This is a genomic window from Labilibaculum filiforme (genome assembly GCF_002843315.1).
In the GTDB taxonomy this organism is placed as follows: domain Bacteria; phylum Bacteroidota; class Bacteroidia; order Bacteroidales; family Marinifilaceae; genus Labilibaculum; species Labilibaculum filiforme.
Map to the genome: position 1 here is coordinate 94,046 of NZ_MVDD01000005.1, position 25,024 is coordinate 119,069.

At 38.1% G+C, this 25,024-nt stretch carries 15 protein-coding genes; 2 read left to right on the forward strand and 13 right to left on the reverse strand.

The window, feature by feature from the left end; all coding sequences use genetic code 11:
- Nucleotides 1-67: 67 nt before the first annotated feature.
- The 6 genes from BZG02_RS08555 to BZG02_RS08585 form a co-directional block, all read right to left on the reverse strand.
- Nucleotides 68-1,750 (reverse strand): cellulase family glycosylhydrolase, encoded by a 1,683-nt coding sequence (locus tag BZG02_RS08555; protein ID WP_101261011.1) that lies wholly within the window; start codon nucleotides 1,748-1,750, stop codon nucleotides 68-70.
- An 84-nt stretch (nucleotides 1,751-1,834) separates the two neighbouring features.
- On the reverse strand, nucleotides 1,835-3,688 hold the full coding sequence (locus BZG02_RS08560) for a hypothetical protein (RefSeq protein ID WP_218972193.1): 1,854 nt from the start codon (nucleotides 3,686-3,688) through the stop codon (nucleotides 1,835-1,837).
- Nucleotides 3,689-3,706: 18 nt separating this feature from the next.
- The gene (locus BZG02_RS08565; protein WP_101261013.1) at nucleotides 3,707-5,338 is read right to left on the reverse strand and encodes a RagB/SusD family nutrient uptake outer membrane protein; all 1,632 of its coding nucleotides are present in this window, start codon (nucleotides 5,336-5,338) and stop codon (nucleotides 3,707-3,709) included.
- A gap of 21 nt (nucleotides 5,339-5,359) precedes the next feature.
- Complete coding sequence (locus BZG02_RS08570) at nucleotides 5,360-8,560, reverse strand: SusC/RagA family TonB-linked outer membrane protein (protein ID WP_245868070.1); 3,201 nt, start codon at nucleotides 8,558-8,560, stop codon at nucleotides 5,360-5,362.
- 1,241 nt (nucleotides 8,561-9,801) lie between these two features.
- Nucleotides 9,802-10,527 carry a DUF6261 family protein gene (locus BZG02_RS08575; RefSeq protein ID WP_101261014.1) on the reverse strand — a complete coding sequence of 242 codons (726 nt, stop codon included), beginning with the start codon at nucleotides 10,525-10,527 and terminating at the stop codon, nucleotides 9,802-9,804.
- A gap of 484 nt (nucleotides 10,528-11,011) precedes the next feature.
- Entirely contained in the window at nucleotides 11,012-14,119 is a 3,108-nt protein-coding gene (locus BZG02_RS08585; protein WP_101261016.1) for a type I restriction endonuclease subunit R, read from the reverse strand.
- Nucleotides 14,120-14,379: 260 nt separating this feature from the next.
- Between BZG02_RS08585 and BZG02_RS21325 the strand changes: the two genes are divergently transcribed.
- Nucleotides 14,380-14,925, forward strand: coding sequence for a ribosomal eL19 family protein (locus tag BZG02_RS21325; protein ID WP_425432616.1), 546 nt, complete (start codon nucleotides 14,380-14,382; stop codon nucleotides 14,923-14,925).
- A 392-nt stretch (nucleotides 14,926-15,317) separates the two neighbouring features.
- Here the strand turns inward: BZG02_RS21325 and BZG02_RS08595 are convergent, their stop codons facing one another.
- From BZG02_RS08595 to BZG02_RS08610, 4 genes are all read right to left on the reverse strand, one after another.
- Complete coding sequence (locus BZG02_RS08595) at nucleotides 15,318-16,496, reverse strand: restriction endonuclease subunit S (RefSeq protein WP_218972194.1); 1,179 nt, start codon at nucleotides 16,494-16,496, stop codon at nucleotides 15,318-15,320.
- Nucleotides 16,493-17,515, reverse strand: a complete 1,023-nt coding sequence (locus tag BZG02_RS08600) for a virulence RhuM family protein (RefSeq protein ID WP_101261017.1) — start codon at nucleotides 17,513-17,515, stop codon at nucleotides 16,493-16,495. The genes BZG02_RS08595 and BZG02_RS08600 overlap by 4 nt, the downstream gene beginning before the upstream one ends.
- On the reverse strand, nucleotides 17,512-19,059 hold the full coding sequence (locus BZG02_RS08605; protein ID WP_101261018.1) for a type I restriction-modification system subunit M: 1,548 nt from the start codon (nucleotides 19,057-19,059) through the stop codon (nucleotides 17,512-17,514). The genes BZG02_RS08600 and BZG02_RS08605 overlap by 4 nt, the downstream gene beginning before the upstream one ends.
- A 663-nt stretch (nucleotides 19,060-19,722) precedes the next feature.
- The gene (locus tag BZG02_RS08610; RefSeq protein WP_101261019.1) at nucleotides 19,723-20,667 is read right to left on the reverse strand and encodes an NAD(P)-dependent oxidoreductase; all 945 of its coding nucleotides are present in this window, start codon (nucleotides 20,665-20,667) and stop codon (nucleotides 19,723-19,725) included.
- Nucleotides 20,668-21,177: 510 nt separating this feature from the next.
- On the opposite strand from BZG02_RS08610, the gene BZG02_RS08615 reads away from it, so the two are divergent.
- Entirely contained in the window at nucleotides 21,178-22,401 is a 1,224-nt protein-coding gene (locus BZG02_RS08615) for a hypothetical protein (protein ID WP_101261020.1), read from the forward strand.
- A 51-nt stretch (nucleotides 22,402-22,452) separates the two neighbouring features.
- On the opposite strand, the gene BZG02_RS08620 is transcribed toward BZG02_RS08615, so the two are convergent.
- From BZG02_RS08620 to BZG02_RS08630, 3 genes are all read right to left on the reverse strand, one after another.
- A complete protein-coding gene (locus tag BZG02_RS08620) occupies nucleotides 22,453-22,965 on the reverse strand; it encodes a MarR family winged helix-turn-helix transcriptional regulator (protein WP_101261021.1) in 513 nt (170 codons plus the stop codon).
- A 302-nt stretch (nucleotides 22,966-23,267) separates the two neighbouring features.
- The gene (locus BZG02_RS08625; protein WP_101261022.1) at nucleotides 23,268-24,344 is read right to left on the reverse strand and encodes an alanine racemase; all 1,077 of its coding nucleotides are present in this window, start codon (nucleotides 24,342-24,344) and stop codon (nucleotides 23,268-23,270) included.
- A gap of 8 nt (nucleotides 24,345-24,352) precedes the next feature.
- A complete protein-coding gene (locus BZG02_RS08630) occupies nucleotides 24,353-24,793 on the reverse strand; it encodes a GNAT family N-acetyltransferase (protein WP_101261023.1) in 441 nt (146 codons plus the stop codon).
- Nucleotides 24,794-25,024 lie beyond the last annotated feature (231 nt).

The following is a 25,024-nucleotide window of genomic DNA, read 5'->3' on the forward strand; positions in this document are numbered from 1 at the left end:
TTCTACAAGCACTATTATTAAAATAGATAAAAACTAGATTATTGAGTTTGCTAATAGTGAGCAACATCTAATTTCCAGCACCTTCAATTATAGCGTCAATAGCATCAGAATGAACTTCATTACCAGTACTCCTGTCGAACAAACCAAAGCTATTATTACCCGTACCTCCATTATCCCAAATAAAAGGAATCATTCCGTTTGCTTTAGCTGCGCTTGTAACTATTTTCAAATAATTATTCCTTGATTCAATATGAGTTGTTAATGCATCTCCTGTCAAATCAGCACGTAACATGGCTCCGTATTCGCCTAAGATTACAGGAATACCTTTATCTGCATACTTGGTTTTCATGGCTCCAAATTGTTCATTTAGGTAGTCTTCTTGTCCATAACTGGAAACATCTGTATAGCCAGCTCCCCATTGGGTTTTGAAACCGCTTTCTTCCTGTCCGCAAAAATCCCAAGGATCATAATAGTGTACTTCAAGCATTAACCGATCTGCAACTTCATCGGTAGGCATTTCATGAAAATTAACTCCATGAGCAATGTTGGTATTATAAGTTTGAACCACTAAGTTTCGGTAGGCATTCTTTCCTCCTGTAGATCGAACAGCATCAACAAATTTTTGATTAAATGATTGCTGAACAATAATGTTTTCGGTTGAAGGTGTACCATAATCAGCATGCACTTCATTGGTTCCTGCAAATAGTAAGTGCTCATCATATTCTCTGAAATACACAGCAATTTGTTGCCAAAGGGCATATTGTTCTTTATTTATTTCGTCTTGTTTATCGTAAGTTGGATTGTTCTCTAACCATCCACCATCCCAGTGGATGTTTAAGATAGCATACATTTCATTTTCGTAACAATAATCAACCACTTCTTTTACTCTGACAAACCAAGCATCCGAGACCCTGTAAGTTTCTCTATCAGTAATATAAGAATCCCATGCGCATGGAATACGAATTGCATTAAACCCAGCAGCCTTAACTCCATCTATTAGTTGCTTGGAAACAACCGGATTTCCCCAGCCTGTTTCTCCTCCGGTTACCTCCAAAGAGTTTCCAATATTCCATCCAGCTATCATTTTACCGGCTAAAGTCACGGCATCACTTTCAACACCGGTTTTGTCAGCAGGAATGTTCACATCGATTCCATTTTGATTAATCGTTGCAATTTCAGTAATATCATCTAAAGTAAATTTGATGCTGCCTTCCCGTGCGATAAAAGATTCATTTGCACTTATGATAAAGGTCTGAGATCCATCAACTATACTTTTTGCTTCTTTCTTTGTAATCCAATCTCCGTCAATAGCAATTTCTACCGTTCCTGATGTTTGAAACCCGATACTTAACTCCTGGTTATCAGCAGTAAGGCTGAAAACACTTTGTTTTAGTAATAATGCATAATCCGGAGCCTGAACCACCTGAATTTCTTTAATCAGGTTATCTGCTTTTACTGTAAGAGTAGCTGATCTTTCATCGGTATCAGCATTTGCCTCAACAGCAACTTGAACGGGATTTGTTGCGGCTCCTCCAAATTCAGGCGTAACTTTACACCACGATTCTGAACTTTCGATCGTCCAATCCACATTACTTTTAACATGAATGGTTTTTGTTTCCCCGGCTTTTGTTATATCCAGCTTATCAACAGAAACTACCAATTCCGGATCCACACTGGTTTCATCCTTCGAACACCCTCCAAAAACCATTAACCCAATTAAAATGGATAGTAACATATGGTGTAATTTCATTGTTTGTAATTTTGATTTAAAACTAATCCCGCCCACAATGGGGCGAGATTAGTTTAATTATTATTAGATCTATATGACCATCGATCAATACATTACAACTTTATCCACTGTTACTGAAACTGCAGTAAGATCCGATAAGTCTGGTATTAAATCAACAACATCCACACAAAACACAAGAGCTGTTTCGTAAGGACTTGAAGGAGTCCAGCTTACGGTATAGGTTCCATCTCCAGTAATTGTTGTTTCACCAGCACCAGTTCCATCCCCCCAATCTGAAATAGACCAATCAGCATCAGCCATCTGAATAGCTGTTTTGTAGCTTCCTGCTGCACCGTCAAGCAGAGTGATCCCCTGAAGTGTAAAAGTAATTTCAATGCTATTTTCAAATACAACATCAGCTGGAACTACAGGAGGAGCAGATTGTGTGTCTCCATATTCATTATAAATTTCTATCCGGAACTTATCATTATTATCTTCCAGATTACCAAACAATAATTTTGTATTGTCGACATCCAATTCCGTTCCTGATGCATCAGCCTCTGAATTACCCATTTGTGGAACTAACTTATAACACATATATTCTGGCTTTTCTGTTGATAAAGCACCAACCCACATTCCGGTTACATCGCCTGAAAGATTTTTTTCAATTGAAAGAATTCTCCATTGATTTTCTGCAGTTGTAGATAAATTCACCCATGAGCAGATATTAAACTCAGGAGTAACACCTGAAAATGTATATATTCCTTTCTCATCTAACTCAAATGTTCCACTTGATTCTGTGCCGTCAGGCAATACCATTTCTACAGTATTATCTTGAGAATTAGTTGTTAATGAAAAATTACTATAAGTCTCTGGAATAGTAGCATTAAAACCTGTCCAATCAGGATATGTTTCAGGTGAAACCCAATCGCCATTCATTAAGGAACCATCTAAATTCGCCCAATTAAAAGGAGTTTCAGGAGATAATACCCATTTAATATCATAACTCACTACTTTAGCAACATCATCCTGCCATCCATCAGGTAAAATTGGTTCAGGATCTGGTAAATCTTCCGGCACATAATTCTCCGCGTATTCATCAGAAACAAAATTCCAAACATACAGGTAATCTCCTTCATCATTTGTTCTTCTTACGCCAACCATCAACTGATTTTCTGTTAGCTCCAAAATAGCCAAATTCTGGTTCCAGTTAGTTGCATTGGCAATAAAGTTGTTGGAACGAAGAATGGTAGCATCTGTAGTAGTTATAGTATGATTATCTACATCCAGTGAAAAAGTTCCTTCCTCATCCACTCCTTCGGTAACTTTATGTGTAGTTATCTCAGCACCGTCAATCAGGCTAAAAGTCATTCTACTGTCTTTATCAGCTTCTTCTATAATCCATTCATTACCAACCCATGCAGGAGCCCATCCAATTGAGGCAGTACCGGCTTGCCATTCATCCCAAGTTGTTTGAGGTTCACAATAAGTTAAAGGTCCTGCAGCAAGGCCATAAGAACCATAATCCAGTCGCCACGTTTTTTCATGTCCGACACCTCCAGTTAAATTAGTCCATAGTATATGATCAACGAAACCAGAATAGAATTCATCAATTACAAATTCTGCAGAATCGGCGGCAAACACAACACCGCCTCTTGTATTCACACCAAAAAGAACCTTATAAACACCTGGAAATGCAATCTTTAACGTATCCTTTTGCGTTTGACTTCTTCCTTGAGGATGACTCCATAAAGACTGATAATTTGATTCCATCAAACTTGTTAAATAAACGATATTTGGATTTTCAGTATCATGTGTTATCGTATAGGCTATGCCTTCCACCAAATCTTCAGATTTGATATCGGTTTTTTCCAGATCGTATTTATCAGGTGTACAACTCGTATACACTACAGCTGATAGAATCAGAAATGTTAATAAATTATATAGTTTTTTCATCATATTATATTTTTAAAACTACTACCATCCTGCATTTTGCTTTAAAACACCATTCGAAAGAGTAATTTGTGTATTTGGAATTTGCATAAAACCATTTGTTTTTTTGATGTTTGCCTCTGTGATTGTAATAAAATCAGACACATTAGCACTTAATACCTCTGTATTATTTTCTGCAATTGCAGCGGCAGCCACATCAATTCCCTGACGCAATAAATCCCAATATCTTATTCCTTCAAAAGCAAACTCTACCCTACGTTCTGCCATAATGGCTTCCTTCGTTACGGTTTTAGTACCTAAACCTGCCCGTCCTCTCACTTCATCAAAATATGTTTGAGCCTTTGCACTGCCCAATTCAGCAGCCATCAATAAAACATCAGAATAACGCATCACGATAAAATCCTGAAATTGTGAAATTTGGTTATCACCCTCACCTAAACCGTCAACAATATTAGTTCCATCAGGAAGGGCAAGAGGTATGTACTTTTTATTACAATATCCGGTATATTCCCTCCACTTGGATAGATCAACATCTTCTATCACACCTTCAGAAACCATATCAATAACCGATGCAGTTTTCCGCTGATCATCAGTATCAAAACTCTGAGCGGTTTTTGGATTTACGGTGCATAATCCCCATCCGTAACCATAAGGCGAAGAAGTAGTTTCTCTTAATCCCATCATCACCAACCATCTGTTTCCATCAACATTACCATTATAATCGGAAGTATAATTGAATTTTTGTGTAAATACTGCTTCAGAGTTTCCTCTTCCGGCCCAAGTACTTGCTAAAGTATTATCTTCAGATACTGGTGTAGTCGAGGCTGCTTCCCAAAGATTTTTGTATTCCGAAACTAATGAAAAACCTCCTTCGTCGATCACATTCTCAAGTCCTTCCAACACATAAGCTTTATCAACCACTCCTTCTAAGTCAGCAGTACCATAATAACCTGTATAAAATAAGAATACTCTTCCCAACACGGCTTTTGCAGCCCATTGAGTAGCCCGTCCGTCATTTGCTGTCGCCCATGAAAGGGAGTAAGCCGGCTGATTGATATTTTCAGCAGCAAACTTTAAATCTTCTGCAATTACTTTATAAATAGCTGCCGGTTCCGATTGCGGCACATTATCGGTAGTTGGTTCAAGCAACAAGGGCACTTTATTGAACAATCGTGCCAAATCGAAATACAATACCGCACGTAAATAACGAGTCTCACCTTCTATTCTGTTACGAGTATCTTCTTTTCCTTCCCAGCTAATACCATCCAGTTTCGTTAGCAACTTATTACAACGAAAAATTCCAGCATAATAGGATTTCCATGTCTCGTTAAAAATATCGTTGTAGGAAGGTGCCTGACTTAAATCAAATCGATCTAAAAGTTGATTGTTTCGATCATCCCCCGCACCTGCTCCACCAAAACATTCATCTGATAGAAGCTCTGAAGCTATGTAGAAAGCTGTTCCTCCATCGGATGTTGTTCTCTGATATCCGTCGTAACAACCGACCAAAGCCATTTCAAAATCAGCCTCTGTTTTGTAAAAGTTACTATCAAAAATGGAGGTCTCCGGTTCTACATCCAGGAATGATTCTGAGCAAGAGAATAATCCCAGACCCGCCATTCCTAATGTTAGAATATTTAATTTTATTTTGTTCATAATTCTAAATCTTTATCAACATTAAAACTTAAGATTAACACCTATCAGGAAAGTACGAGGACGTGGGTAGTATCCCAAATCAACACCCGACACCCAACTTTCTGTTCCATATCCTATTTCCGGATCCATACCATCATACTTTGTAAAGGTAAAGGCGTTCTGAACAGCGGCATATAATCTTAACTGACTGAATAGTGAGTTTTGAGTTAATCTGCTAAAATCATATCCCAGTGCAATATTGCTAATTCGCAAGAAGTCTCCATTTTGAATATAAAGATCAGAGAATTGCCAGTTTACATTAGTTTCTGAAACACGTGGCATGTTATTGGAGGTTCCTTCACCAGTCCAGCGCTGCAATATGGCTGTTGTGTAATTGGCTTTCTTATTTCCCTGGTTCCGGTACGACTGTACAATTTCATTACCTACAACACCATTAGCAGAAATTGCCAAATCAAATCCTTTGTAGTCCAAATTAAGATTAAAGCCATAAGTCAAATCGGGAATACCACTACCTAAATCTATTTTATCGTCAGAATTTACAATTCCATCTTTATCCTGATCTACATATTTCACATCGCCTGGTTTTACGCCGTCCTGCAAAATCCCATTGCCCGCATCGCGCCAGGCTTGTATCTCAGCTTCATTTTGGAATATCCCTGCTGTTTCATAGCCCCAGAAATATCCAATAGCATGACCATTCTCAGCCCGGTAAAACTCCGGTGAATTATCATACAACATATTTGATAAGCCATGAATAATTCCATCATCAGTAGGAATTTGTCCCACCTCGTTTTTATTATAAGCTCCATTAACACCTATATGGTAGTGTAAATCTCCTATATTATCAGACCATGACAAGGCTAACTCAATCCCGGTATTTTTAACATCACCACCATTAATAACAGGAGCAGATGCGCCTGCAGTTGCTAAAATTGGTGCTGTAACCAGCCAGTCCTTAGTTGTTTTTACATAAAAATCAGCATTAACACCCAAACGACTATTCATAAAATAAGCATCTACACCAATATTGGTTTGTTCTGAGGTTTCCCACTTTACATTCGGGTTGGATAATCTACTTGGATAAGCTCCCGGTGTATTTACCAATGCAGTACCAAACACATAATTAGCCGCTGGATCAGATCCTGAAAAATTAGTTGATGTATTAATAGGTGCTGCATATTGAAAATCATCAATAGACTGGTTCCCTACTTGTCCCCAACTTACGCGAACCTTTAAAAAGTCCATCCACTCATTAGCACCTTCCATAAACGACTCATTTGTTGCTACCCAACCTGCTGAAACAGATGGAAAATATCCCCAACGATTTCCTTTGGTAAACTTTGATGAAGCATCTGCACGCAAAGTCGCATTTAGCATATATTTCTCTTTGTAGTTGTATCCCAAACGACCAAAATAGGATTGACGACGTGATTTTACCGCCGGTCCACCTCCAACTGTACGTTTCTCAATAACTCCTTTTACGTCACCAGTTTCCGGATCTTTATCTAACTCTGCTTGTCCACTTGTATTATTAAGATAAGCTCCTCCGAAATTGTTAAACTGTGAGAGCAAATCCCAGTTCGAAGCATTTAAATCACTTCCCTGAAATCGAACAACTTCCATACCTGCCAACACATCAAACTTATGCACTTCATTAATATCAAAACTATAACTTGCTGTATTGGTCCAAGTCATGGTATGTCCTTTACTCATACTTTGATTCACTGTAGTGTGATCATTGTTGTACGAATAAATAGAGAACTGATACAATGGTGAATAACTTCTATATTCAGAAGCATAATAGTTAAAACCAAACAATGATTTGATTTTTAAATTTTTAACAGGCTCTAACTCCGCATAAATATCAGCAAGCATCTTTTGCTGATCATTAGCATTTTTATTGTTAGTCATTAATGCTCCGTAAGGATTACCATCGCCAGTATTCCATTGTGAATTAGATGTGTCGTTATAAGGACTCTCATAAATATTATTATCACTATAAACTGGTGATAAAGGAGACGTACCAAACGCACCTCTTAAGCTATTGCTGTATTGATTGCCAACTGCAACTCCATTATTCTTAATATAATTGAAGTTCATATGCTGCCCAATCTTTAAAATATTTTCATACAATTTGTGCTCTGTATTAACACGGAATCCATATCGTTCATAATTCGATACATCAGATCCGCCAACAACACCTTCCTGATCAATATAGGATAAGGAAATAGCATAAACAGAAGCATCTGTTCCTCCGGTAATTCCAAGTGAATAATTCTCAGTTACAGCATTGTCATCAAACATTTGATTCACCCAATCGGTATCGGCCCCACCTTCAAAAACACTTGCATCGTACAAAGCAGACCCTGAGTTTAAGGCTTGCTCCTGCATGATTGAAATGTATTCATTACTGTTCAGCATATCAGTGGTTCTTGCTACATTTTGCACACCATAATAAGCATCAAAGGAAATTTGAGCCTTTCCTGCTTTTCCTTGTTTTGTAGTAACCAAAACTACACCATTAGCGGCCTGAGAACCATAAATGGCGGCAGACGCAGCATCTTTTAACACATCCAGACTTTCAATATCCGAAGCATTAACCGTTGTGATATCTCCTTGAACTCCATCAATAATATAGAGTGGTTGAGAGTCCCCAACCGTACCAATACCCCGAATTGTTACTCTCATGTCAGATCCTGGTTGCCCAGAAGTAGACGCAATATTAACACCGGCCGTTTGCCCCTGCATGGCTTGTAAAGGGTTAGTTGCATTTTGCTTTTGAATTGCATCTCCCTTCATCTGAGAAGTAGCACCAGTCACTAATTTTTTCTGTTGAACACCATAACCAACAACAATTACTTCATCAAGGTTGGATACATCTTCAACCAATATAATATTTACTACCTGCTGATTGGAAATAAGAACTTCTTGAGATCTAAAACCAATAAAAGAAAAAACTACGACATCGTTTTCGTTAACTTGAATAGAAAAGTTTCCATCGATATCGGTACTTCCACCAATCGTAGTTCCTTTTATAACTACATTCGTACCTGGTATTGGCGTATTGTCTGTCGCAGATACAACAACACCAGTTACGGTTCGTTCTGTCTGCCCATATGCCACAGTTGCAGAAAGCAACATTAGCGCAATTCCAGTAAAAATAAGCAACTGCCTTGATAAGGATTGCACCGGAATCTTTTGTTTCGCTTTTTTAATCATCATAGAAATCAGATTTAAATAAAACTCGGTTATTAAACATGTTGCAAATATATTGCGGACTTACCTCTAACTTGTTAAAAATTGTTAACGAATAAGGGTTCAAATGATAACAGACATGTAACTAATGATACCATTATATGTTAGAAATGTTAATACATAAAATAAGAAAAACACAAAAACACACACATTACCAACTACATAAGAAGAATTGTAAATGATAAAACTTTAATTTGCAATTAAAAGATATCTAAATACGAAAATAGAGATATTGGGATTCTAAATGAGCTACTAATCATTCCGACTAATAGTTGTGTGAATAGGCAAGCAAATTCATCGTGAATATGAACAGATACATCACACCAAATTAATTGAAACATACATATTTTTGGTAACAACTAAATTTATTCACTATTCGACGATGATCGCAAGAACCATGTTTGACAATATGTTTAGGCTTACTAATACAGGAGATGTACTTATTTTGGGATTAAGCTACGATAACAACCAAATTGGTGAATTTAAAAAGATGCATGGAAAATATGACATTCATTAATTGTCAACATTAGTGAACACTCAGGTGAACTCAACTTTCAGAACATTCAAATCACCAACAATCAAAGCATTGTCAAACATAAGTTCTACTCCCTCTTTCTCCGCAACTTAGGATTTATCCTAAAGCAAAAGACTGTAAATCAAGGGATTTACAGTCTTTTTTGTTTTCAAGCTATTCATTCTTGTATAAATAAATTAGAATCGAAAATAAATCCTAAAAATAATCCCACTTCAAACAAATAGTTAAAGTAGGATTATTAATTACAATTAATCAGTAACACCTAATTGCATTACCTACCACATATCTTTCACAAACCACACGATACTATCGTACGAGGGAGTACGCTTGCTTTCTTATTTCCTGTTTCTTGTTCCTCATCTCATCTACCCCTAAATGGACTTCGTCGATTTCCACTTCGTTCCAATTCCCTAACGGGGACTCTCCCAAACCGATTACCCTTTTAAGCCCCTTTAGGGTTTGGGGTAATGCATAACTTCGACTTCTCTTCTATTCTTTTTACTTCACTTCTCATTACCCCTAAATCCCCTGAAGGGGACTTTCCCAAACCGATTACCCTTTTAAGCCCCTTTAGGGTTTGGCGTTATTTCAACATAACTTCAACTAGCAGAAAACAAAAAAAAACTACCCATTTTTACAAGTAGTTTTTTTATTCTTATTGGTAAGAAGTAGCTTATGCAACAGGGGTTTCTTCCTGACTGGCACTTCTGTTTTTTAATAACTGATTGTATTTTCCTATTAACTCGTTCGATGAATTAATTACCTGACCATAAGTTGGCTCGTCGCCAATAATTGCATAGGCTTGCAGTAAATCATTTAAATCATCGTAAGTTTTTGCAATTTGCTTGCGCAGATCAATGGTTCTAATATCCAATTGACTTGCATCCGTATCGACCCGATCGATATAGTTTGCCCGGAACAAATCGTTCTGTTTTTTTATTTCGTTCACCCAGTCGAACAGATTTAATGAAACCAAAGCATCGGTTAATTCACTGGTGCTTAACCAACGTTGACTAAGGTTATCGAGAACCTGAGTTTCCTCCTGATAGCCGAGCCTTTGAATTCCTGTTCCATAGGTGCGTAAAGAATTCCATAATAATTCAGCCTTCATTTTAAGTGCACTGTCGAAATGATGACAATAACCTTCAATAATTAAATCGATACCCGCAATTAAATTGTCGCGTTCGGCATCAACCTCCTGCAATTTTCCGGTTAATTTACTGCCCAATTCTGGTTTAAAAACACTGTCTACCTGCTTAACCAATAGAATTAGCTCATTCAGCTTTTCTTTTACTCGAGAGGCGCTTATGCTTTTACCCTCAACCAACTGAATAAGAGTTTTAAAAAACTCAATGAATTCGCTGTTTCGCAAGTTCGACAGCTTTACTTTTTCGATCATAATAAAAGTTTTAAATTTTAATAACAGGCATGAATATAGTGTTTTTTTAGGTGAACAAAAAAAAATTTTAATATTTGTATTATGTTTTTATGAAAGTTAACTGCTGCAAAATAGAACCGCTTTGCTGGCTGATGGAAGGTCCATGCAGCCTTGCGACAAGCTTCCATCGGCTGATGGAAGGTCCATGCAGCCTTGCGACAAGCTTCCATCGACTGATGGAAGGTCCATGCAGCCTTGCGACAAGCTTCCATCGGCTGATGGAAGGCCCATGCAGCCTTGCGTCAGCTTCCATCGGCTGATGGAAGCTGGTGAGCCCTCTAAACCAAGCTTAATGGGTATTTTTTCGAGGAAGCCTTGCAGCAACTGCTTATTCCTGGTTGCCTATTGTATTGTGCAAAAAAAGCCTGCAAACAGAAAATTTGCAGGCTGTACCAATGCTTTAAAAAAATTTTCTCCCGAAAGAGCTAACTAACTGTTTTTTTGCCTAAACATGTCCCCCCACTCCCTTAAATTTCTCCACAAATGAGGCAATCTTTTGAAAAACACTTTGTTTCTTCTGTAAGTATTTCGGATTTAAGGGACTCATTTTAGGTAAAATAGCATTGAGCTCTGTACCATTTTCCGATGCGTATTCCCGCTTTAAGGAGGCGGTAATGTATCGTTTCGCTTCTTCTTCATTTAAGTCCTCCTCTGCAATTATTTCGCTAAGCTCCTGTTTTTGCTTCGCTTGAGCATAAGTAAAGAAAGCATCAATAATACTTGCTTTATCGTGAATGGTATCTAAATCGGTTTCATGGATAAAAGCAACCACTAAGCTCTCTTTTGCCCGGTTGCCTATGCTGGCACGAATCATACGACGAACCTCTTCTATTAAGGAGTCTTTGTCTTTTATTTTTTTATTGTGATCAAAAATCAATTCAAGAATATAATCCAGGTCTATCTCCTGAGATTTGAGCAAATCTACCTCAAAAACAACATCGTCCCAATCTATTGCCGATTCCTCGGCCTCCTTGCCACTTCTCTCTTTACGCAGCCAATCCCGAATATCGTTATAGGTAGATCGGTAGTCTTGTACGGTTCGTTCTGTAGGCACATCTACCTCCTGCATAGTCGCTATTTCCTCATCGCTTACAAAGTACGTATCCTTAAAGTCTTCAATCGCTTTAGAATCTTCCTTGTTAAGTGCTTTTAGCGCTTTTAGGCTCACAAACTCATCATAGTTTTGGAGGATATTTTCAATGCGAAGATACTCACCAAAGAGTTTCGCAAATTCTTTTTTATCTTTTTCTGTTACAATCTCATCGGGGCTTGGGAATTTCTCATTCAATTCCTTTACCACATCGATGTATCCACGACGAGCTTCTCCTGTTGCAATATCCGTAAAGCCTTCTAAATACTCTTTATAGCTTTTCTCCAGCACTACATTTTTGGTACTGCTATCCCCAAAAAGGGTAATGGCATCAATCGTTGCCTGTTCCAAATCTCTAAAGGTGACAATATTGCCAAAGGTTTTGGTGGCATCATAAATACGATTGGTACGCGAAAAAGCCTGCATTAAGCCATGATAATGCAGATTTTTATCAACAAAAAGAGTATTTAAGCTTGGCGCATCGAAACCCGTTAGAAACATTCCCACTACAATAAGCAGATCAATATCTTTATTTTTTACCCGCTTGGCAAGATCCTTATAGTAGTCCTGAAAGCCTTTACTATCGATGCCATAATTCATTTTAAACATGCCATTATAGTCATTAATAGCCGCGCTTAAAAACTCTTTTGCGCTGGTATCCATAGCAGCGGTTTCGAAAGACTCATCGGTAATTTCTCCGATGGCATTTTGTGCTTCGTTGGCGGCAAAGGAGAAGATAGTGGCAATCTTTAGAGCTTGATCGCTTGCTTGCTGCAGCTGGTTTATTGCTTGGTAGTAGCATTTTGCAGCATCAACACTGCTAACAGCAAACATGGCATTAAACCTTTTTTTACTTCCTTGTGTTCTATGGGTTTTCTGCCTAAAGTTTTGCAGAATATATTTAGAAATCTCGTTGATACGAGTTGGGTGAAGCAATGCTTCCTTATTTTCTGCTGCGCTTAACTTCTTCTCATCTAGTTCGGTTTCAAAAGCCTTAAAATGGGGGCGAACATTATTGTAGTCTACCTTAAACTTCAATACTTTCTCGTCTCTAATGGCATCGGTAATTACGTAGGAGTGCAATTCGCGACCAAAAACACTGGCCGTAGTCTCGGCACCCAACGCATTTTCGGGAAAAATAGGCGTTCCTGTAAAACCAAATTGATAGTACTTTTTAAACTTCTTTTTTAGGTTCTTTTGTGCCTCGCCAAATTGTGAACGGTGCGCTTCATCGAAAATAAAAACCACTTGCTTTTGAAAAATTGGGAGCTCACTCTCCCCTTTCATCAGGTTGTTCAGCTTCTGAATGGTGGTTACAATAATTTTATTATCCTCCTTATCGATATTTCTTTTTAAGCCCGCTGTGCTCTCCGAACCATTCACACTATCGGGAGAGAATCGTTGGTACTCTTTCATGGTTTGGAAATCGAGATCTTTTCGATCGACCACAAAAAATACTTTATCGATAAATTCCAGTTCGGTAGCCAAACGTGCTGCTTTAAAACTGGTAAGGGTTTTTCCCGATCCTGTGGTATGCCAGATGTACCCGCCACTTTCCGATTTAGACCACTTTTTGGCTTGATAGGAACTTGCTATCTTCCATAAAATTCGTTCGGTAGCAGCAATTTGGTAGGGGCGCATTATTAAAAGCGTGTTGCTTATATCGAATACCGAATAGTTAAAAAGAACATTTAAAAGCGTTCTTTTTTGAAAAAAGGTGATCGTAAAATCCTTTAGGTCTTTAATAAGGGAATTATCCGACTTCGCCCAGTTCATGGTAAAGTCGAAACTATTTTTATTTCGCTCTACAGTATTGGCAAAATAGCGGCTGTCGGTACCATTCGAAATCACAAAAATTTGTAAGTACTTAAAAAGAGAATTTTCGCTGTTAAAGCTCTCTTTGGTGTAACGGTGCACCTGATTAAAGGCTTCGCGAATGGCAACTCCTCGTTTTTTTAGTTCTATTTGTACCAAAGGCAAGCCATTTACTAAAATGGTTACATCGTAACGGTTTGCCTGAGTCCCTTTTTGCTCAAATTGTGAGATGACCTGCACTTTATTACGAGCAACATTCTTTTTATCTGCCAGGTAAATATTTTGAATATGTCCATCATCAAATACAAAATCGTAGATGTAGTTATCGTGCAGTTTTTTTGTTTTGTCGATAAGGTTATCAGCAGGTTTGTCTAAATATTCCTCCACAAAACGAGACCATTCTCCCTCTTTAAACTCCATTTTGTTGAGCGTTTGCAACTGCAGCCTTACATTGGCGAGCATTGCCTCGGGAGTGGTAAGCTTAGGCAGGTATTCATAACCTTGATTGCTTAAATCCTGAATCAACTCTTTTTCTAAACTTGCCTCGCTTTGATAGATTACAGGTGCCTCATTCACCTCCGAAAACTTCGTGTAGTTGTCTAAAACAATAAAATTGTTTGTTTCGGCTATGGTTTTGTAGTTGCTCATAATGTTATATCATCCAGGGTTCTTCGTTATATGGTGTTGGTGTTTCCATCACAACATTTCCATCACCACCGTTTAATTTATCGTTTTTCCATTTTTGTGGATTATCAATTATGTATTGCGAAATGCGTTGGTATTCGTTTTCATCACGAATAATATGTTCCCAATAATTGCGTTGCCACAATTTACCATTAAATCGTGGCCAATTGTTTTGTTTTACCCCACGAATATATTCATTTGTGGTCATCGTTTTTAACCATTGTATGATATGCCGTAGGGGCGAACCTGTGTGTTCGCCCAATACATTGGCGGGTGCGCCCAATACATTGGCGGGTGCGCCCAATACATTGGCGGGTGCGCCCAACACATTGGCGGGTGCGCCCAACACATTGGCGGGTGCGCCCGATACATTGGCGGGTGCGCCCAATACATTGGCGGGTGCGCCCGATACATTGGCGGGTGCGCCCAATACATTGGCGGGTGCGCCCAACACATTGGCGGGTGCGCCCGATACATTGGCGGGTGCGCCCAACACATTGGCGGGTGCGCCCAACACATTGGCGGGTGCGCCCAACACATTGGCGGGTGCGCCCGATACATTGGCGGGTGCGCCCAATACATTGGCGGGTGCGCCCAACACATTGGCGGGTGCGCCCAATACATTGGCGGGTGCGCCCAACACATTGGCGGGTGCGCCCGATACATTGGCGGGTGCGCCCGATGTCGGAACATCGTTCGTTTTATTAGGGCAGACACATAGGTCTGCCCCTACGTTAATTCCGGTATTTTGGATGATGAAATGGATATGATTGGGCATTATTATTAATTCGTGGCATTTTATATCGGGGAATTTGTTTTCCAATTCGTAATACCATTTTTCAATCATTTTGCCTGCGTCATTCAAAATCATTTTCCCATTATTGATATCGCCAAACATACGGGCCCGGTTTTGCGTGCAAATGGTAATGAAATAGAATCCTGCCTGCGAATAATCGTACCCTTTTAATCGGATGGATTTGCGGTGGTGTTTTTGTGGATTGTATTGCATTTTTATTTTTTTTATTCGTTGAGGCAATCCCGTCGGTTACCTTTTTCATTATTTGGAACGACCATTTTATTTTGGGCGACCATCATTATCAATGGGCGACCATTTTATTTTGGGCGACCATCATTATCAATGGGCGACCACGTAGGGTCGCCCCTACGGTTTGTTAAATGTTAATAATTTATCGCGGTAATATTCGTATTGTTTTTTGCGTAATTCTATTTCTTTTGGCAATCCTTCGCTGATGGATGCCGTGAGGGTATCGAATTTGTCGAGAATGGAAACGATGCGGGATTGTTCGGCTAGCGACGGCACTGGTAATTTATAACTTGAAATCATCTTTAGATTAAGACCTCCACGAGTCCCACTACCAGATGAAATCTGTCTGAATTTCTCATACTGTGTTTTCATAAAGTGATAAACATAGTCAGGATTAATCTTAAATTTATCAAAAGTAAGAGAGGCTAACGATTGATTTGTTGTTAGTTCAATTCTAATACGTGCAACTTTACCTCGAGTTTTACCTTGCCCTGCTAATGCAATTACTATTGAATTAGCAGGAACAAGTTTCGCACTTGAATTTTTCAAACCAGATTCAGTAATAAATTTTTCAGTTTGATATACATTTTCAAGATTTACTTCACCTGAACTCATCCATGGAATTGTTCCATCTACCCAATATTCCAAAATCCCTGTTTTAGGAGTTCCCCCAGAATAGATTTTCTCTGAAACTTCCCCCAAAGTCTTCCATTCGACTTCGCCATCTTCAAAGCTCAGCAATTGCTCCCGATAGTAGTTATACTGCTTTTTACGAGCTGTAAGCTCAGCTGTGAGCTCGGCTGTGAGCTCGGTAAAGGTGTCTAGAATGCGAACGATCTCTTTTTGTACGGAGAGAGGGGGGATGGGAATTTTTATTTTATTCAAAATAGTTTGTGTTAAACTTGGTACACCACCTGCTTTATTTAATTTCTCAAGGTTTTGCGTTTGTAGGAAATAATAAACAAATTTTGGTTCAATAACATCAGTATTTATTATTGTCCAAAATATTGTATCTACAGTCCAAAAAGGAAAGTCGACATAAAATAAATTGCCAAGTGAACCTTTCCTAGGTATTAAAACTGATGGTTTATTGTAGACTGCTGTATCTATATATTTCATCACACCTCCAGAGCCATAAACTGGGATATTCCCTACTTGAAATTGTTTATAATCTTTCCCGTTTTTAATTTTCAATACTTCCCCTAAAGTTTTCCATTCCACCTGCACACCGTCAAGGAGTTTTTCTATCAATTGTAATTTTTGTTTATCTGTGTTCATTTTTGGTTTTACACTCATGCCTTATTGTTGTTTTTACGGCTTTGCTTTTTTGCCTGTTTTTCCAATAGAGAAATTGTTTTTAGATACTCTTCTTCTACACTATCCAGTGTTTTGGCTTGGTATTTCTTATACTCAAGCTTAGCTTTCTCTTTTGCTTTGCTAGCAGAGATTTGTCCTGCATTCTCTAGCAGTTTTCTTCTGGCTGACGAGAGTATGGTATCTAGTTCCCTAACAAAATCTGCCATTTTCATTTCTCTTTCTTCAATGGCATTCAATTCAGCTAAATCAAAATAGGCTGAAACAAGGTTATTAAGGACTTTCAGTTCTTTCTCACTCAAATAATTTTTGGCAATCATCGCTTCTGCTTGTGTTGGCTGACTACCTTTAAAGCTGGTTAGCCCTGCAAAGGGTTTATCACTATCAACACGCAGATAAATAACCTCACTGGCAGTATTTCCGTGGGCTGCAAAATGGAGTTTGTTTTGAACGATTTTAAAAAAGGTGATACTCTCTTCACCTTTAGGGTCGTAATCGGTTGCTGTAGAATATAATTCAAGTACCTGACGATACATAACCTTTTCACTGGAACGAATATCACGAATACGATCGAGCAGTTCTTTCCAGTAATTGCCACCACCAAGGTTTTTAAGACGTTCATCGTCCATCGTAAAACCTTTTATAATATACTCTTTTAGGCGTTGGGTAGCCCATTGGCGAAAACGTGTCGCAATCTTTGAATTAATTCTATATCCTAGAGCAATTATCAAATCAAGATTATAGTAATCTAATTCGCGAGACACCTCTCTATTGCCTTCTTTTTGAACTGTTCGGATTTTCCGAACAGTTGCCTCTTGATTTAGTTCCTCGTCGGCATAAATATTTTTAACATGCTCACTTACAGTTGACTTTGCCGTTTGGTATAATTCAACAAGTTGTTTTTGAGTTAACCAAACATCTTCATTTTTTAAATGAACAGAAAGTTCAGAAAGTCCGTCAGAACTTTTATATATGATTACTTCTTTGGGTTCTTCGCTCATGCCTCAATCTCCTTTACTATTGCATCAATATCGGTACGCAGTGCGTTAATCTTCTCTACAGTTTTTGCAATCTCAGTATTCAGCACTGCAATATCAACCTTCTCCCGATTATCTTCCGCTTCTACATAAGAGCTTACCGATAGGTTGTAATCGTTGTTGGCTATTGCATCAAAATCGACCGACCTGGCAACATGGTCCACATTCTTTTTGCTGTCGAACAGTTGCATAATGGCCTCGATATGGGCATCTTCCAACACATTGTTATTGGTTGCTTTCTTAAAGAATTTCTCCCCACTGGCATCAATAAATTGTGTGGTAGTATCGCTCTTGTGTTTGGAGAGAACCAGAATATTTACTGCTATGGAGGTTCCAAAGAAAAGGTTGGGAGCTAAGGAGATAACCGTCTCTACAAAGTTGTTATCTACCAAATACTTTCTAATTTTTTGTTCGGCACCACCCCGGTAAAAAATACCCGGAAAACAGACCAAAGCTGCTCGCCCTTTGCTGGAGAGGTAAGAAAGTGCATGCAGCACAAAGGCAAAATCTGCTTTCGATTTGGGAGCCAAAACACCTGCGGGGGCAAAACGGTCGTCGTTAATAAGGGTTGGGTCGTCGCTGCCCACCCAATTTACCGAGTAGGGAGGATTGGATACAATGGCATCGAAGGGTTTATCGTCGCCCAATTGCGGAGCCATAAGGGTATCGCCAAGCACAATATTAAACTTGTCGTAATTCACATTGTGCAAAAACATATTCATACGAGCCAGGTTGTAGGTGGTATGGTTGATTTCCTGACCAAAAAACCCTTCTTCGATAATGTGATTGTCGAAATGTTTTTTTGCCTGCAAAAGCAGAGAGCCGGAACCTGCGGCAGGGTCGTAAATTTTATTCACGCTCTCCTGTTTGTGCATGGCCAGTTGTGCAATGAGTTTTGAGACATGTTGTGGCGTAAAAAATTCTCCTCCCGACTTGCCGGCATTGGCTGCATAATTAGAGATCAGAAACTCATAGGCATCGCCAAAAAGATCAATATGGTTGTCTTCAAAATTGCCCATTTTTAATCCTTCTACTCCCTTTAAAACAGCAGTTAAACGGCTATTTTTATTTTCAACGGTATTTCCGAGTCGATTACTGGTCGTATCAAAATCAGCAAACAATCCTTTTATATCCTCTTCGGATGGATAACCATTGGCAGAACTTTCAATGGCTGCAAATATGGCTGCTAAATCGGTATTCAGGTTTGTATTGGTTTTGGCATTTTTAGCAATTGTTACAAAAAGCTGACTAGGATAAATAAAGTAGCCTTTTGTTTTAATGGCATCCGCTTTAATCTCAGGGGTTATTACCTCATCTGGGGTATTCGCATAGTTCACACTCTCGTCGCCACCTTCGATGTAACTAGTGAAATTTTCACTAATAAAGCGATAGAATAGCGTTCCTAACACAAAGTGTTTAAAATCCCATCCATCTACAGAGCCACGCACTTCGTTGGCTATTTTCCAAATTTGCGCTTGTAACTCGGCTCTTTGTATTGTACTTGTCATTCTACTTTTTTTATGTCATTATTTCCAAATGCTGGAATTCTATTTCTATATAATCGTTTTGTATACTTCCCAATACATGAGATGCAAACACAAATATAAACAAGATTGTGTTTATTCGCTTGCTATTTCAACAATTAAGTAAATTTAATGATTTTCTATATAGCCAAGTTTGGCCAGTGTATTCCGTTTTCTTATTATGGTGTATTGTTGCCAATTGGTGCCAGCTGCTTTCCCCCTTATTTTATCCCAAATGCAGAGTAGGAAATCTCTCCTGTATGGGCAAAAAAAAGAGCAGCTAAACCAAGTTTAGCTGCTCTCAATGAAAACCACCACTACTAACTAGGATAAAAGCCTAACTACTTGCTTTTATCGGTACAAAATCTTTTTTGTTTAAAGTTTGCCTCTGCGAATGGCCCTAAAAAGAAGGGCTAGGAATAAGGTGGCGAAAGCAAGAAAGAATAGCAGGGAGGTATAAAATTTCCCATTAAATAGTTCCAGCCTTATTTGGTTTACAAAAACAGCAGCGCAAAAAAAAACAATAGTAAAAGTGCGAATCTTGTTTTCCTATTCATTACAACATTATTAATGGTTTCAACAAAAAAACAAAAAGGAGAAAATGCCAATACCTCTTCGCACTTTCTCCTTTTTATAAAATTATGGCTCCTAATTCATCATATTCCGTGGTTTTCCTTGTAACCACAAGCGAATGTTTTCCATCACAATATCAATGCGTTTATCGAAGGATTCGTGACTTGCAAATGCCAAATGCGGCAGCATAATTAGGTTTGGTGCGGCAAACAAAACGTGTTCTTTCGCCAATGGTGGTTCTTTTTCGTACACATCCACTGCGGCTCCGGCAATTTCGCCATTTTCGAGAGCTTCGCAAAGTGCATCGCTATCCACAACCGGTCCGCGGGCGGTATTCACCAAAATAGCCGAAGACTTCATTATTTTAAATTCTTCCTTCCCTATTAAACCTTTGGTTTCAGTTGTTAAGGGAACATGAAGCGAAACCACATCGGCTTCTTTTAATAAAGTAGCCATAGAAACGAATTCTACGCCTTCTACGCTCTTTTTGCTTCGGTTAAAAGCAATCACTCTGCAATTAAAAACTTTTGCAATCTCGGCCACTCTCAGACCAATTGCACCTGCTCCAACAATTCCAATTGTTTTGCCATTTAACTCCGTTCCTAAAAAACCGGCTCTATCGCCACCAAAGCGAGTAATTGCATCGCCCGAAACAATCTTTCGGTACACCGATAAAATCATGCCGATAGTTAATTCGGCCACCGATTCGGTCGAAAATCCTGCTGCATTACTTACCAAAATGTTTCTCTCTCTACATGTGTTCATATCGATATGATCTACTCCGGTAAAAGCAACCGAAATCATCGACAAATTAGGACAGGCATCTAAAAAAGTTTTTGTGATGGGAATGTTGCTGACAACAATTGCATCGGCACCTTCGGCACGTTTAATTAACTCTTGTTCCTGCTCTTTTCTATCTGTAAAAAAGATCAACTCATGTCCAAGAGTCTTAAATTCCTGTTTTAACTCTTCGTATTTGCAGGCGGTAATGCCAATTGGTTCCAGTATAGAAAATTTCATATGATTATTATTTTATGTTTTTGCCATATGGAACTTACCATGCTGGGATAATCATCTCCCTGCGTGTCAAAATTGCTTTGACATGGACGTTTCATATGATTATAATTTGTTTTTTAGTTGCCATATGGAACTTACCATGCTGGGATAATCATCTCCCTGCGTGTCAAAATTGCTTTGACATGGACGTTTCATATGATTATTATTTTATGTTTTTGCCATATGGAACTTACCATATAATCATCTCCCTGTGTGTAGAAAGCTTTATACATGGACGTTTCATATCGTATCTATTTTAAAGTAAAACAAAAGTATTCCTTAATTAAAGCTGATTTTAGTCAAGCCAAAGTAAAAAAATCAATTGTCACTATCAATGGCTTAGTTCCTATTCTTCAACATCAATGCAAAAGTCCGTTTTAACAAGCAATAAGTTTCGATTAACGATTTTTACTTTCTTGTCTCAAGTATTTTTTTGAACTTGTTGCTAATTAACCGTTCCATATTTTATTTATCATGATTAATCATGCAGCACTTTACCGTAAAGTGCAAAATCAATTTATCGCTACTTGGGAAAATTGTCCAGAGCATTTTCCTGCTCCGAAAAAGCGATTTTCCTATTTCGAGAAGCGAATCTGGGAATCGAAATTCGACCGGTTTATGAAGTATGTGCAATATGAAGCCAAGCATGAGCATCCAAACAAATCCGAAATTACACAACAATGCAAATTATTTTTTCAGGAAGCTTTGGCATACTCTAACGAGCAACTTGAATTGATCTTTTCGAAAAATATGACCGCTGCCACCAAAGATTTCATTCAGCAAGCCTGGCATTTCGATCCTCAATTAACGAATCATGAAATTTTTCAGGCCTTACGTAACGTTTGGATCATGCTTGGCCTACAATCTTTTTTCGGGAAAGAAATCGTAATTACTCCTTCGCTTTTAGCCTACAGTCTTTTGTATCCTTACACCGACAATTTAATGGATGATGCATCGGTTGGAAAGGAAGAAAAGCTTAATTTTTGCAAGCGATTTGCCTCGCGATTGGATGGAAAACAAGTGGAAGCACAAACCAGAACGGAATCGAGAATCTACGATTTAGTTGCTAAAATCGAATCGGAGTTTGATCGAGAAATATATCCCGAAGTATATCTTAGTTTGCTTGCCATTCACGATGCACAAACAAAAAGACTGGCATTGGTAAGCTGCAAACCTCGCTTGTCGAAAAAGGAAACCTTTAAAATCTGCATCGAGAAAGGAGCATGTTCGGTAATTGCCGATGGTTATTTAGTACTCGGAAATATTGATGAAAAACAATTGGTTTTTCTTTATGAATACGGAGCTTATCTGCAAATTTTAGACGACCTGCAGGATGCACGACAAGATTATTTGGATGGAATCATGACTTGTTTTTCGCGAAAGCTTCCCTACGAAAATCTCGATAAAATACTTTGCAAAACTTATTTTCTTGGCAAAGCTTTTTATGAAAGCATCTCCAATTTATATCCCAATCAATTGACTTTTCAAGGCTTGGTTCAAAAGAGTTTTGGATTGCTCTTTTTAGCTTCTATTTTCGAAAATCAGGAAGATTTCAGTGTCGATTTTGTTCGTAAAATAGAAAAGCATGCTCCTTTCCGGTTTTCCTTTCTTCAAAAACGAAAAAAAGAATTGGAACCCTTTCGGAATTTGTTGCTGCAAAAAATAGAAGCCTATCGACTCGAAGCTTGTAAAGTATAAAAAAGGACTTTTCGAATTGAAAAGTCCTTTTTTATCTATACGAATAGTGAGTTATTGCGAAGCTTCGTTGGTATTTCCCAACTTTAATTCCTCCTGAATAACATCCTCGGCGGTAAGCAAAGGTGAAGCTTCCAAATCTTCAATCTCTAACATAGTAACCAGCACATCCAATGATTTACTAATTAATTCCAATTCTTCACCAGGTACTTTTTTCAGCTTTAACGCCAACCTTTGTTGCAACAAATCGGGAGTTTCCTGTAAAAGGTTATCTCCCAAAGAAGTTAAAGCAATTAGGGTGGTTCGTCGGTCGCCAGCTTTTGGCAAACGAGCCAACATCCCTTTCTTCTCCAATCGTCCTATAATCCCGGTAACGGTACTTGAATTAAGATTCAACTGATCTCGAATCGATTTTTGAGTAGCCTGATAATTGGGTGAATTCTTAAGACATTCCAAGCACAATATTTGCGGAATACTTACTCCGTAATCCTTTTGAATCTTTTTTGATTCCAGGTTAATAGATCGAACAATTCGTCTAATTTTAACTATAATATTCTTATAATCCATTCGTCATCATCTAATCAACGGCACACTTTCCAAAAATAATACCAATTTAATTTCAAAAGTATCTTTAAATAAAATGGAATAATTTTCTGCTGTATCAATTCAAAAAAGTAAGAGATAGCCAAGTTAACTTGCGTCTTTTTTAACGAAAACACAGCGAAAAAGAAACATTTTATAAGATCTATTTTGATGTTAATTTGGTACAATAGCTAATTTAATTTGAAGGTCCCTCTATTCCAAAAAAAATGGAACAGCACCTAACCATTACTATTAATGCTCTCGTTGAAACCTAACAATTACTTTTCCTAACTGTTTATCACCTTCTTATCGATATACTTTGAACCTAATAAACGCAAAGCTCCCACGTAATCGAGCTTAAAGCTTAACAAATCACCAATTTTATAATCCTGATTGTTTTCCCCCAAGTCAACCACTAACATATCCGAGCTTGCTCCAACAAATTCGATTCGTTTATCCTTCGGTTTAATATGAGATTCATCTACATCTAGTAAACCCAAATCGATTATCGCTCGATAAGATGTTTTACCAGAATTATCGCTGTCGAATTCGATATGATCTCCTTCGAGATTAGTACCAAGTTCGCCGGTAGGAACCATTGGCTTTTCAATCAGTTCAATAATTTCGGCATACAAGCAAAATACATCGGTATTTAAACTTTCCATGTCTTCCCCGTTGTACACATCCGTTCCTAAAAACAGCGTTTCTCCTACCCGAAAATGATTAATGCCAGAAGGAAGCGAATCGTTAAAAATTAAAGGTATTGTTACCGAAGCTCCACCCGAAACCAATGGGATTTTCTTTTGAAACCGGGCTTCTACAAGTTGTCTGTACAAGCTTAATTGAATCAATTTATCCTCATTTGGAAGCACGCCACTTAAGCAGGTAAAGTTGGTTCCAATACCAACCACCTCAATATTTGGCAATTCAAAAACCTTTTTATAGAATTCCATAAAATCATCCCGCATTACTCCTTCGCGTAATTCTCCCATCTCTATCATGATGATGATTTTATGAAGCTTGTTCTGCTTTTTTGCCTCTTCCGACAACCATTTAATTGTTTTGTATTCAGTATTCATACTGATATCTGCATACATCACCACTTTATCGATATAACTTTTTGGGGGTGGCTTAATATAAATAGTTTCAATTCCTGGAGCTAGCGTTTTAATCATTCTAAGATTAGAAACACGCGAGTCGCACAGACTCTTAACACCTAACAAAATCAACTGTTCTAAAAATTTCTTATTGCCACATAGCAATTTAGAAACTACTGTCCACTTAATGTTTTTCTTTACAAACAAATCGTTTAACCAATCGTAATTCTCTTTTAATTTTACGGAATCTAATGTGATAAAGGCCATAATACAATTTATTTTTTTAATCTCATTTCCAGATACTTATTTTGAAATCCTATTTTTTCGTATAAAAATCTGGCTGGATTTTCAGGCTCCACGTGCAACGCAATATCGCCATCGCTCGTGCTAATTGCCTGTTTCATTAATTTTTTTCCAATTCCCTTGCCTCTGGTTTTTTCATGTACGGCAATATAAACCAAAATATTTTCAGGAATATAACCCTCCATTCCTGTTTTATTCACCACTACACAGCCAATAATTTCGGAATCATCTTTTGCAAGCAGAATAAAACCACCTTTTGATGCATCTGCTGAGAGAGAATAAAGAACTGCCTTTTCGATATCTTCCTTATCGTCGCCATACTCCCCTAAATGCTTATACAAAAAGCTAACCAGAGCTTCTTGTTCTGTAGCGTTGGGTTTCGCAACTGTAGTGTATGTTTTATAATTTACCATAAAAAATCTATTTATATTAACTGTCTATTTATTATTAGAAATGAAACAATTTTATCCATCAAGCTTTAATTGTTTCTACACCACAAAAGTAATCGAATTAATTCGAAAACCCAATAAAGCAGCGGCTTCGCTTTCCCATAAACATATAAAACACTTACTAACAATAATGTTAAGCATGCCAAATTTACACGCAAGTCATCCCTTTTTGCAGGAATTTAAACATTTTTACTA